The organism is Cupriavidus mimosae (assembly GCF_023952485.1).
Taxonomy (GTDB): Bacteria; Pseudomonadota; Gammaproteobacteria; order Burkholderiales; family Burkholderiaceae; genus Cupriavidus; species Cupriavidus taiwanensis_C.
In genome coordinates this window covers 794,761-806,383 of the sequence record NZ_JALHRY010000001.1, presented here as the reverse complement: position 1 = coordinate 806,383, position 11,623 = coordinate 794,761, and the positions used below count along the sequence as shown (strand labels likewise).

General features: G+C 69.3%; 11 protein-coding genes. 6 read left to right on the top strand and 5 right to left on the bottom strand.

Annotated elements, in window-relative coordinates:
• Nucleotides 1–24: 24 nt before the first annotated feature.
• On the top strand, nt 25–1,557 hold the full coding sequence (locus MKD50_RS03510; protein WP_252666390.1) for a class I adenylate-forming enzyme family protein: 1,533 nt from the start codon (nt 25–27) through the stop codon (nt 1,555–1,557).
• A gap of 25 nt (nt 1,558–1,582) precedes the next feature.
• Here MKD50_RS03510 and MKD50_RS03505 read toward each other — a convergent pair whose 3' ends face one another.
• The 3 genes from MKD50_RS03505 to MKD50_RS03495 form a co-directional block, all read right to left on the bottom strand.
• Complete coding sequence (locus MKD50_RS03505; RefSeq protein WP_115701299.1) at nt 1,583–2,485, bottom strand: LysR family transcriptional regulator; 903 nt, start codon at nt 2,483–2,485, stop codon at nt 1,583–1,585.
• A gap of 74 nt (nt 2,486–2,559) precedes the next feature.
• Nucleotides 2,560–3,132: an AraC family transcriptional regulator gene (locus tag MKD50_RS03500; protein ID WP_240070885.1), complete on the bottom strand. Its 573-nt coding sequence runs from the start codon at nt 3,130–3,132 to the stop codon at nt 2,560–2,562.
• 135 nt (nt 3,133–3,267) lie between these two features.
• A complete protein-coding gene (locus tag MKD50_RS03495; RefSeq protein ID WP_252666389.1) occupies nt 3,268–4,176 on the bottom strand; it encodes a LysR family transcriptional regulator in 909 nt (302 codons plus the stop codon).
• A 161-nt stretch (nt 4,177–4,337) separates the two neighbouring features.
• Between MKD50_RS03495 and MKD50_RS03490 the strand changes: the two genes are divergently transcribed.
• Both MKD50_RS03490 and MKD50_RS03485 read left to right on the top strand, forming a co-directional pair.
• Nucleotides 4,338–5,519: a M20 aminoacylase family protein gene (locus tag MKD50_RS03490; RefSeq protein ID WP_240070886.1), complete on the top strand. Its 1,182-nt coding sequence runs from the start codon at nt 4,338–4,340 to the stop codon at nt 5,517–5,519.
• A gap of 26 nt (nt 5,520–5,545) precedes the next feature.
• Nucleotides 5,546–6,556 carry a Bug family tripartite tricarboxylate transporter substrate binding protein gene (locus MKD50_RS03485; RefSeq protein WP_252666388.1) on the top strand — a complete coding sequence of 337 codons (1,011 nt, stop codon included), beginning with the start codon at nt 5,546–5,548 and terminating at the stop codon, nt 6,554–6,556.
• 27 nt (nt 6,557–6,583) lie between these two features.
• Here the strand turns inward: MKD50_RS03485 and MKD50_RS03480 are convergent, their stop codons facing one another.
• Complete coding sequence (locus tag MKD50_RS03480) at nt 6,584–8,083, bottom strand: PQQ-dependent sugar dehydrogenase (RefSeq protein ID WP_252666387.1); 1,500 nt, start codon at nt 8,081–8,083, stop codon at nt 6,584–6,586.
• 397 nt (nt 8,084–8,480) lie between these two features.
• Between MKD50_RS03480 and MKD50_RS03475 the strand changes: the two genes are divergently transcribed.
• The 3 genes from MKD50_RS03475 to MKD50_RS03465 all read left to right on the top strand — a co-directional run bounded on the left by MKD50_RS03475 (nt 8,481) and on the right by MKD50_RS03465 (nt 10,553).
• Nucleotides 8,481–9,158, top strand: coding sequence for a hypothetical protein (locus tag MKD50_RS03475; protein WP_240070889.1), 678 nt, complete (start codon nt 8,481–8,483; stop codon nt 9,156–9,158).
• Nucleotides 9,159–9,250: 92 nt separating this feature from the next.
• Nucleotides 9,251–9,862 carry a hypothetical protein gene (locus MKD50_RS03470; RefSeq protein WP_252666386.1) on the top strand — a complete coding sequence of 204 codons (612 nt, stop codon included), beginning with the start codon at nt 9,251–9,253 and terminating at the stop codon, nt 9,860–9,862.
• 55 nt (nt 9,863–9,917) lie between these two features.
• Nucleotides 9,918–10,553, top strand: coding sequence for a uracil-DNA glycosylase family protein (locus tag MKD50_RS03465; RefSeq protein WP_252666385.1), 636 nt, complete (start codon nt 9,918–9,920; stop codon nt 10,551–10,553).
• Between the two features lie 42 nt (nt 10,554–10,595).
• Here MKD50_RS03465 and MKD50_RS03460 read toward each other — a convergent pair whose 3' ends face one another.
• Complete coding sequence (locus MKD50_RS03460; RefSeq protein ID WP_252666486.1) at nt 10,596–11,594, bottom strand: tripartite tricarboxylate transporter substrate-binding protein; 999 nt, start codon at nt 11,592–11,594, stop codon at nt 10,596–10,598.
• Nucleotides 11,595–11,623 lie beyond the last annotated feature (29 nt).

Below are 11,623 nucleotides of genomic sequence, written 5' to 3'. Positions count from 1 at the left end.
TGCCCGCACAAGGACGCCTGAAACATGCCACCGGACCGAACTGCTCTCACCCGCATCAGCGACATCCCGCGCCACTGGGCCGCACACGCGCCCGGCCATGCCGCCGTCTTCGAAGACGGCCGGACCACCACCTATGCGCAGCTGTGGGCCGGCATCGAGGACGCGCAGCGCTACCTGCAGTCGCAGGGAGTGGGCACCGGCGACCGGGTGCTGGTGGTGGCCGAGAACTGCCTGGCGGTCATCACGCTGGTGTTCGCCTTGTCGGAGCTGGATGCATGGCCCGTGGTAGTCAACGCGCGCCTGTCCGAGCGCGAGATCGAGGTCATCCGCGCCCACTGCCACCCGCGGCTGATGCTGTTCACCCACGCGGCGTCGCCGGATGCGTTGCGCCACGGCGTGCGCTATCGCGCCCGCGAAATCGCCCCGGTCGGCCTGGGCCCGCTGATGGCCGGCGCCGTCGACGACACCGCCACGCGCGAGCCCGAAGCGCTCGCGCGCGACGTGGCCGCGCTGATCTACACCTCGGGCACCACCGGACAGCCCAAGGGAGTGATGGTCACGCACCGCGGCCTGCTGCACTTTGCCGACGTGACCGTGGCCTCGCGCCGCATGCAGCCGGACGACTGCGCCTACGCGGTGATGCCGATCTCGCATGTGTTCGGGCTGGGCACGCTGCTGGTATCGACGCTGCACGCCGGCGCCAGCCTGTACCTGTGCGCGCGCTTCAACGCGGCGGACCTGACCGCGGCGATCCGCGACGGCGCGATCACGCTGCTGCAGGGCGTGCCGACCATGTTCAGCCGCATCCTGGCCCACGTGCGGGCCACCGGCGCGCCCTTGCAGCCGTCGCCGCGCCTGCGCTATCTCTACACCGGCGGCGGCCCGCTCGACCCTACGCTCAAGCGCGATGTCGAGGCAGTATTCGGCCAGCCGCTGCACCACGGCTACGGCATGACCGAGTACGCGGGATCGATGTTCGTGACGCGCATGGACCGGCCGCGCGCCGATTGCGCCGCGGGCGAGATCGTCCCGGGCGCCGACCTGCAGGTGGTCGGGCCCGACGGCACGCCGGTGCCGCCGGGACAGCCCGGCGAACTGTGGATCCGCGGCCCGGGCGTGATGCGCGGCTACTATCGCGCGCCCGCACTGACCGCCGCGGCGCTGCGCCCCGGTGGCTGGCTCAACACGGGCGATATCGGCCGGCTCGACGCCGACGGCGCGTTGTTTATCGTCGGCCGCACCAAGGACCTGATCATCCGCTCGGGCTTCACCGTCTACCCGATCGAAGTCGAATCGGTGCTCAACACGCATCCGTCGGTGCGCGTGTCGGCCGTGATCGGCCAGCCCGCCGCGGACGGCAACGAGGAAGTGATCGCTTTCGTCGAAATCCGCGAGGGCGAGCGCTTCGACGCGCCGGCGTTGCATGACTACCTGGTCGGGCGCCTGTCGCCCTACAAGCGCCCCGAGCGCATGGTGCGCGTGGCGGCCATGCCGACCACGGCCAGCGGCAAGCTGCTCAAGCACCAGTTGCGGCAGTCGCTCGCGGGCCAGGCGTAGCACGCAGGCGTGCGGCGGTGCTGCTTCAGTCCTGGCGCCCCTGCCCGTCTTCCACCAGCAGGTCCACCAGCTTGCGCGCAAACAGCGGCAAGGCGTCGAGGTCGGCCACACAGATCTGCAGCTGGCGCTCGGCCCATTCGTCGTCGAGCTGGACGATGCGCAGCGCCATGGCCCGGGCATGGCGGCGCGCGGTGGTCTCGGGCAGCACGGCCAGGCCGACATTGGCCTCGACCATGCGGCACGCGGTCTCGAAATTGCTGACCTGCACGCGCCAGCGCAGGCTGCGCTGCAGGTCCGCCGCGGCGCGCTTCAGAAAGTTGTGGATGGCGCTGTCCTCGGGCAGGCCGATGAAGTCGTAGTCGAGCGTATCGATAAAATCCACGCGCCCGCGCTCGGCCAGCGGATGGCTCAGCGCGGTCGCCAGCACCAGCCGGTCGCGCCGGTATGGCATGACCTCCAGCCCTTCGGTGCGCACGTTGCCGGCGATGATGCCGATGTCGACGATGCCCTCCTGCACCGCGCGCACGATATCCGGGCTGAGCCGTTCATGCATGTCGATGGTCACGTCCGGATGGCTGACCAGGTAGCTGCGCAGCACCGCCGGCAGGAACTCGCTCATGGCGGTGGTGTTGGCGAACACGCGCACATGGCCTTTGACGCCGGCCGCGTATTCCTGCAGGTCGCCACTGAGCTGCTCCAGCTGGCGCAGCACGCGGCGCGCATGGGCCAGCAGGGTCTCGCCCGCCCCGGTCACCTTCACGCCCTGGCTGCTGCGGCTCAGCAGCTTGACGCCGACGTGTTCCTCCAGGTTCTTGATGCGCGTGCTGGCCGCGGCCAGCGACAGGTGCGAGCGCTGCGCACCTCCGGTCAGGCTCTGTGCCTCCGCGATATGCGTGAACAGTTTCAGGTCGACCAGATCAAAGCGCATGACATCCTTCCCGGGCGTAACGCCGGATTATCGCGCAAACCGCGTCACGGAACACCCCTGACCCGCGCCGCGATTCACGCGACCGAGCGCTGCCGCGGCATGGCGCGCCCGCCGGCAAGCCTTCGCGCCGCTTCCAGCGAGACGCCGAAGCGATCATAGAATGCGCTGTCCAGGTCACCGCCGGCCGGCCAGCCGACCCGCCGCCTGGCCTCGGCAAGGCCCGCTTCGCCCGCCATGACGTCGAACAGCAGCCGCATCAGCCGTTGCGTGCGGCACAGGTCGGTCAGCGCGGTCCCCTGGGCGAACAGCGCGCGGCGCAACTGCGCCGCCGACATGCCGAGCCGTTCCGCGATAAAGGCTGCGTTCCAGGCGTACTGCGGCTGCAGGAACACGCGCTTGGCAATGCGGTGATGCAGGCATTCGGAGGGTTGCGCCGGGGTCAGCCCGCGCAGCTCCAGCGTGCATGCCGCCGGCTGGGCACTGCTGCCATCCAGGCGCAGCGCAAACGCCTCGAACGGCTCTAGGGTGGCCTGCTGGCCGGCCAGCAGCACCCGTTCGTAGCCGCGCCGCCGGACCACCACCCTGCCGCGCTCGGCGCCGACCGACAGCGGAAAAGCCAGCAGCAACTGCTGCAGGCTGGCGTGCATGGAAGACTGCAGACGGACATGCATGGCGGAGCGCGAATGGCGGACAGGATCAAGCTGCATGATCGCCGCAATCCGGCGCGCGCGCCTCTGCCATTCCCGAACACTCCGTTCGCCGCCGCCGCATGCCGCGCCGTGTCAGGCGGCCGGAAACGCCTTCACCAGGTGCCGCAGCAAACCTTCCGCCACCGGCGACAAATACCGGCCGGCACGCGTCAGGATGTGGATGCGGCTGTTGTTCAGGATGGGATTGGCCAGCGGCAGCGATACCAGCTGCCGCAGTTGCGGTTCCTTCAGCGGCACCGAGCGCGCCGTCAGGATATAGCCCAGCCCCATCGCGGCGTATTCCCACAGCACCTTGAAGGAGTTGGTGACCAGCATCGGCTTGAGCGTGATGTGCTCGTCCAGCTCCGCTGCCTGCACATGCTTGCGCACGCCGAACGAACCGGCCAGGAACGCGCCCTGGTGCTGCGCCAGGTCTGCCAGCGTCAGCGCGCGGCGGCGCCGCGCCAGCGGATGGTCCTTGTGCACGTGCGCGCGGATCGGCGACAGCCGCGAATAGTGCGAGTGCAGCCGCGCATCGTCGGGCGGCTGGAACACGAAGCCGATATGGGCCAGGTCTTCCAGCAGCAGCCGCACGGTCTCGTCGGTGCCCGCCACCTGGATGCTGCAGGTGACGTCGGGGTGCTTGCGCAGGAAGCCCTGCAGCACCGGCTCCAGCACCAGGTCGACAAAGCCCTCGCCGAAGGACAGTTCGACATGGCCGCGCTGGGCGTTCTTCAGGTTGTTCACCTCGGCCACGAAGGTATCGTTCAGGTCCTGCTGGCGCCGCGCGAACAGCGCCAGCAGCCGGCCCGCGTCGGTGGCGACCACGCCGCGCCCGCGCCGCTCCAGCAGCGCCAGGCCGGTGTCCTGCTCCAGCCTGGCCACGGCACGGCTGACCACCGACGGGTCCAGTTCCAGCACGTCGGCGGCGCCGCGCACCGAACCGGTCTCGATGATCTGCAGCAGGCACAGCGCCCGCTTGGGGTCCAGCACGTCTTCCATGTCTTGGCCTCCTCAGGCGCAGGCGCAACGTTGTCGTTCCTGGCCGCGCCGCGCGATTTCTTATCGTTGCATTTTATACAACGATTTGTCGCTACCGTTGTCATGGTTTCGGCGGGCCCCTGCGGTGAGAATGCGATGAACCACCACGATCCCGATGTCCCATGACCCTCGCCCTGCCCGCCGACCTGACGTCATCGATCGAGACCCTCGCGCCGGAATTCGTTGCCATCCGGCGCAGGATCCACGCGCATCCCGAACTGGCCTTCGAAGAGCGCCAGACCAGCAACCTCGTCGCGGAACAGCTGGCGGCGTGGGGCTACACGGTGCATCGCGGCCTGGGTACCACCGGCGTGGTGGGCACGCTGCGCAAGGGCCACGGCAGCAAGGCGCTGGGGATCCGCGCCGACATGGACGCGTTGCCGATCCAGGAACGGACCGGACTGGACTATGCCAGCACCATCGCGGGCAAGATGCATGCGTGCGGCCATGACGGCCACACCGCGATCCTGCTGTGCGCCGCGCGCTACCTGGCCGAGTGCGCCGACTTCAACGGCACACTGAACCTGATCTTCCAGCCGGCCGAAGAAAACGAAGGCGGCGCGCTGCGCATGCTGGAGGACGGGCTGTTCGAGCGCTTCCCGTGCGACGAGGTCTACGCGCTGCATAACTCGCCGGGCATGCCGGTGGGACAGATCGGCGTGATCGCCGGCCCCGCCATGGCCTCGTTCGACCGCGCCACGGTCACGCTGCGCGGGCGCGGTGCCCACGGCGCCATGCCGCACCATGGCATCGACGTGATGCAGGGCGCGGCCAGCATGGTGCTCGGGCTGCAATCGATCGTCAGCCGCGAGATCGACGCGCTCAAGTCGGCGGTCATCACGGTGGGCGCGCTGCAGGCCGGCAGCACCTACAACGTGGTGCCCGACACCGCCACCATCAAGATCGGCGTGCGCACGCTCGACCCGCGCGTGCGCACGCTGGTCGAAGAGCGCATCCAGGCCTTCGTCACGGCCCAGGCGCAGAGCTTCCGCCTGCAGGCCGAGGTGGTCTACGAGCGCAAGTATCCGGTGCTGGTCAACCACGCCGCGCAGACCGAATTCGCGCGCCAGGCGGCGCTCCGGCTGGTGGGCGCGGACAACGTGGTGGAGCGCCCGCCGGTGATGGGCAGCGAAGACTTCGCCTACATGCTGGAGCATCGGCCCGGCGCCTATATCCGACTGGGCAACGGCCTGGGCGAAGACGGCGGCTGCATGGTGCACAACCCGCTGTACGACTTCAACGACAAGGCCCTGCCAGTCGGCGCCGCATTCTGGGCGCACCTGGCGCAAAGCTATCTGGTCTGAAAACAGAAACCGAGGAGACACCCCCCATGGCTACCCTGAACCGCCGCCGCTTCCTGCAACACGCCGGCCTTGCCGCCGGTGCGACCGTACTGTCCGGCCTGCCGGCGTTCGCCGCGGAGACCTTTCCCGCCAAGGCCCTGTCGCTGGTGGTGCCCTATCCCGCCGGCGGCGCCAGCGATGCGTCGGCGCGCATCTTCGGCGAATCGATCAGCAAGAGCGTGCGCCAGCAGGTGGTGGTGGAGAACTACGGCGGCGGCACCGGACTGATCGGCGCCAACAAGGTGCTGGCCGCACCGGCCGACGGCTACACCTTCTTCCATGGCTCGATCAACGAGGTGTTCCTGGCGCCGCTGCTGAACCCCGCGGCGCGCTACAAGCCGCAGGACTTCCTGCTGGCCGCGCCCATCAGCGACGCCAACATCGTGCTGATGGTGCGCCATGGCATCGCCGTCGACAGCCTGGACAAGTTCATCGAGTTCGCGCGCCAGGGCAAGGGCAAGTCGCTGACCTACGCCACCGTCGGCATCGACTCGATCTATCACCTGATGGGCGATGCGCTGGCCGCGCGCCTGGGCGTGCCGTTCCTGCACGTGCCCTACAAGGGCGGCGCGCCGGCGCTGCAGGGCCTTGCCGGCGGCGAAGTCGACTTTGCCATCCTGCCCTACCAGTCCAGCTTCGACAGCATGCAGCAGCAGGGCCGGCTGAAGATACTGACCAGCTTCTCGCGCGCCTTGCCACCGGCGCTCAAGTCGGTCCCGCTGATTTCGCAGAGCAAGCTGGTGCCGGATTTCGAATACACCATCGGCGGCGGCTATTTCGTCAGGCAGGGCACGCCGGCAGAGCGCGTGGCGGTGCTGCGCAAGGCCATCGGCGAAGCGCTGGCCAAGCCGGAGATCCGCGCCAAGCTTGAAGCCGAGGGCCGCACCGTGCTGCAGCCGATCGACAGCCAGGAACAGGCGAACCGGATGTTCGAGCAGTACCTGGCGCGCGTCAACAAGCTGATCCAGGGCGTCGGCCGCAAGACCAACGCGGCCTGAGGCGCGGCGAGTTGCGGCGGCAAGGCATCAAGGCGTGCCGCCCGAGGCATCGATCCGGTAGACCCGCCCGCTGTTTGCGGACGTGCCCGGATCGGCCATCACATAGAGCGCCTGCGCGCCATCCACGCCGAAGGAGAACACGCTGCCCGGCACCGTGACGTTCCAGTCGACCGGCTCGGTGGCGGCGCCATCGCGGTACACGAAGCTCTGCAGCTTGCCGGTGCACAGATCGGAATAGAAGTAGCGCCCCCGCAGCGCCGGGCTGGCGCTGCCGCGGTACACGTAGCCGCCGACGATGGCACAGCCGCCTGCCTCGTGGCCGTACTCGAACACGGGCATGGTCAGTCCGCTCTTGTCGCAGGTGGCGGCGCCCACGCACGCGGTGCCCTCGGTCAGGTTCCAGCCGTAGTTCAGGCCCGCACTGGTGGACGGTGCGACGTCGACTTCCTCGCGCTGGTCCTGGCCGACATCGGCGATATACAGCGACCCGGCGTCGAACGAGAACCGCCACGGGTTGCGCAGCCCGAGCGCCCAGATCTCGCCGCGGCTGCCGGACTGGCCCAGCAGCGGGTTGCCGGCAGGCACGCCGTAGCCCGCCGCGCCGCTGACATCGATGCGCAGCATCTTGCCGAGCAGCGTGGCTGCGTTCTGCGCGTTGCCCGCCGGATCGCCGCCACCGCCGCCGTCGCCCGTGCCGATATAGAGCATGCGGTCGGGGCCGAACGCGAGCTGGCCACCATTATGGTTGGAGAAGGTGCCATGCGGGATCGCCAGCAGCACCGTGCCGGCGGCGTCGGCAAGGTCCGGGTTGGCGGCCGAGACATGGTAGCGGGCGATGGTGATGGCGCCAGCGGTATCGGTGTAATAGACGTAGAAGCGGCCGTTGGCCGCATAGTCAGGATCGAACGCCATCGACAGCAGCCCGCGCTCGCCGTCGGTGGTGGTCAGCGCGGCAATATCGAGAAACGGCGTGGCCAGCAGCGCGCCGTCGCGCACGACGCGGATACGGCCGGCGCGTTCCACCACGAACAGGCGCGCATCGCCGGCGGGCGCGGTCAGGAAGATCGGCGCGGAGTACTCGCCGGGCACCTGCGCCAGCGACAACTGCATCGATTCCGGCGCACCGTAGGCCACGCTGGCGGTCGCCCCCGTGCCAGCCGCCACTGCCACCACCTGCGACGGCAGCTGCGGCCTGCGCAACGCACTGCCCCTCAGCACGCTGTCGGCGGTGACGGTATAGCTGCCGGGCGCGAGGTTGGACAGCGTGGTCGACTGGACCACGGCCTGGCGGAACTGGCCCGGCCCCGCAACCGTGATGGCCGCCGGGGTCCCGGACGGCAGGCCCGAAATGGCCAGCGTCAGCGAGCCATTGCCGCCGGCGCCGCCACCTCCCCCACCTGTACCGCCTGTACCGCCAGCGTCGCCCGCACCGGCGCTGTCGCCCCCGCCACCACCTCCGCAGGCTGCAAGGCCCAGGCAGCAGGCGATGGCGAAGCGGCGAAGCGCGTGGCGTAGTGCGTCGGGCATGGCGTGGCTCCTGTGACGGCCGGGGCACCGCCTGGCATGCAGCAGCCGCTGCGCGGCCGCGCACTTGCGCCGGCGTGTCCGGCGGCAGGGGCGCCTTGCCCTTGTAAAGTATGTCATGCGCGCGGCATCGGCCAACCACTGCAGATGCGCTTGAAAGCGCGCATTCCGTACAGGCGTAGTTTCCCGCACCAGCGCCGCTATCATCGGTGTGAATCTTTGCCTACAGTAAATGCGGCGGCGGTTGGCGAGTGCCGGCGGCGCCGCCTTCGCCGTCTGGTCGCGCCCCCGGGAAGACTGCCCGCCCGGGCGCCGCAGGCCCGATGCTGTCGCCCCCGGCACGGGTGCGAGGCTTCGTCGCAGACCTTCGCCGTGGGCAGTTGCTGCCGGGTACAAGCCAGTGCTGACCACTTCCCTAGATCCCCACGCGGCCGAAGCACGGCCGCGACTCCTCGATACCGTCGATCGCGTATGCGAGATGTGCTTCGGCCTGTTCATGGCGCTGACCTTCGTGGGCGCGGTGTCGGCCGTCGGCGCGCCGGCGGACGCCCCGCGCACGATGTTCTTCACGGCGCTCGGCTGCAACCTGGCCTGGGGGCTGGCCGACGCCGTGATGTACCTGGTGCGCACGCTGACCGAGCGCGGACGCAGGCTGTCCCTGGTCAAGGCGGTTCGCAATGCCGGCGACCCGGGCGACGCCATCGCGCGCCTGCGTGATGCGCTTTCGCCGGCCTTGCGCACGCTGGTCGACGATGCCGAGCTGGAAGCACTGCGAGGCCGCCTCGCCCGCACCGCCGACCTGCCCGCGCGCCCGGCGCTGGGCGCGCAGGATTTGCTGGCAGCGGTCGGGATCTTCCTGCTGGTGGTGCTGGCGACGTTCCCGGTGGCGCTGCCGTTTATCCTGTTTGCGGACGTCTCCACGGCGCTACTGGTATCGCGCGTGCTGACCATCCTGATGCTGTTCGGGGCTGGCATCGCACTTGGGCGCCATGCCGGCTTCGGTGGATGGATCGCGGGTGCGGCGATGACGCTGGTCGGGGTTGCACTGACCATGGCTATCATCGCACTTGGGGGCTGACCATGCAGGCCGGAGGCAGGGCTGCACGTCCGGCGGCACGGCCGCCCACGCGGGCCGCGCTACTGGCTCCGCGACTGGCCGCACGCGGTCTGGTGCTGGCCGCGGCCATCGCGCCGCTGCCCTTGCATGCCGCCGAAGACAGCGGCACGCCGGCGAGCGCGGAGGCGGCGGCGTGGAGCGGCGGGATCTCGGCTTACCTCAACCTGCCGCGCGGCAGCGAAGCCTATGTCACGGGCATCGCCATCGCCAAGCGCGGCGTCCTGCACCTGGAGGCGCGCAGCAACTACGAAGGCATGGATGCGTACTCGTTCTTCGTCGGCTACAACCTTGGCTGGGGTGAGGCGTTGCGGCTGGATTTCACGCCGATCCTCGGCATGGTCACCGGCAGCACGCACAGCGTCGTGGGCGGGTTCGAGGCCACGCTGACTGGCCGCTATGCCGATGCCTATATCGAGTTCGAGTACGTGCCGGACGCCGAACCGTCCGGGTACGCCTATGCATGGAGCGAGCTAGCCTGGCGCCCCCGTGACTGGCTGCGGCTTGGCCTGGCGGCCCAGCGCACGCGTGTGCCCGACAATGGCCGCAATCTGCAGCGCGGCGTGTTTGCGCAAGTGAAAGGCAAGCACGTCTCCGGTGCGGTCTACTGGTTCAACCCCGCCGCACACGACCAGATCGCCGTGGTCTCGATCGGGCTGAGCTTCTGACGCGGCCGCGGGCTGTGCGCGAGACTGAGGACGCTTTGTCCGGACAGGTGCAGGCATGAACTTACCGCGCAAAACCAAGCGTCACCAACCGGCCGCGCTCGATGCCCTGCTGGCCGAGGTCCGCGCCTGCCGCGCCTGCGCGCAGCAATTGCCGCTCGGCCCGCGCCCGGTGGTGCGCGCCGGCGCCGGCGCGCGCATCCTGATCGTCGGCCAGGCCCCGGGAACGCGCGTGCACGAAACCGGCATTCCATGGAACGACGCCAGCGGCGACCGGCTGCGGCAGTGGCTCGGGGTCGACGACGCCACCTTCGCCGACACCTCGCATTTCGCCATCATCCCGATGGGGTTCTGCTATCCCGGCCGCGGCAAAAGCGGCGACAATCCGCCGCGCCCCGAATGCGCGCCCTTGTGGATGGACCGCCTGCTGGCACTACTGCCGTCTATCGCCCTGACCCTGCTGGTCGGCCAGTATGCGCAACGGCATTTCCTCGGGGCGCGCCGCAAGCCTACGCTGACCGAAACCGTCCGGGCATGGCAAGACTACGCGCCCGCCTTCATACCGCTGCCGCACCCGTCGCCGCGCAACCAGCCGTGGTTCAAGCAGCATCCGTGGTTCGAGAGCGAGGTGTTGCCGATGTTAAGGGAGCGGGTCAGGCTGCTGCTGCGGCATGGTGCTATGCCAACAGGATAGGCAGCCAGCGCTACCTGCCCCAGCGTAGCGGGTAGAGGAGCCTCATTCGCTAGCCGTAAAACCCGAGGCCGCGACCACCGGCGCCCACTGCGCGCGCTGCGCCTGGATCAGCTTGCGCAAGGCATCTCCCGGCTTGCCGTTCATTTCCATGCCCAGCGCCGCCATCTTGTCGCGCACCGCGGGGTCCTTGACGGCGTCGAGCAGCGCCTTTTCGATCTTCGCCACCGCAGCCGCCGGCGTCCCCGCCGGCACAAAGGCCGAGTACCAGCCGGATGCCGTCTCGAACCCCGGCGCGCCCGCCTCCGCCAGCGTTGGCACGTCAGGCAGCAGTGACGACCGGCGGGTCCCGGTGACGCCGAGGAAACGTATCCTGCCCGCCCGGTACAGTTCCATCTGCCCGCCCACCGCATCGATCCCCAGCGGCAGCGTGCCGCCGATCTCATCGGCCAGCATCATGACTGCGCCCCGATAGGCGGTGGGCAGCAATGGCACGCCAATCGATTTGCCGAGCGACAGCACCCCGAAATGAATACTGCCGCCGAGCGTGACCAGACCGACGCCGCCCTTGTCCGGGTTGCGTTTCACCCATGCCAGGTATTCCGGCATGGTCCGATAGGGCTGGCTGACGCTGGCAGACGCCACCAGCGGCACGTCGGCCAGGTAGGCGACGGGAACCAGGTCCTTGTCAGGGTCATAGGCCAGGCGCTTGTAGGTCAGCGGAAAGATGGTGAATGGCGGCGCGGGGGAAATCAGCACCGTCTTGCCGTCCGGTGGCGCGCGTTTGACGTTTTCCAGTGCCAGCCGCGCCGAGGCGCCGGGGCGGTTCTCGACCAGCACAGGCGTGTCCAGCGAAACGCGCAATTTTTCAGCAAGCGTTCGCGCGAAAATGTCGAGCGCGCCACCGGCCGCAAAGCCGACGACGATGCGCACGGGCGCTTCACCGCTGGCGGCGCTGGCCATGGCGGGAGCGGCACTGATGCCCACAGCCAGGGCCAATGCCAGCGCGGGGGCCAGCCGTTGCAGGGAATTCGGAAATAGCATGCGGGTCACTCCGATTGACGGGCGGCTGC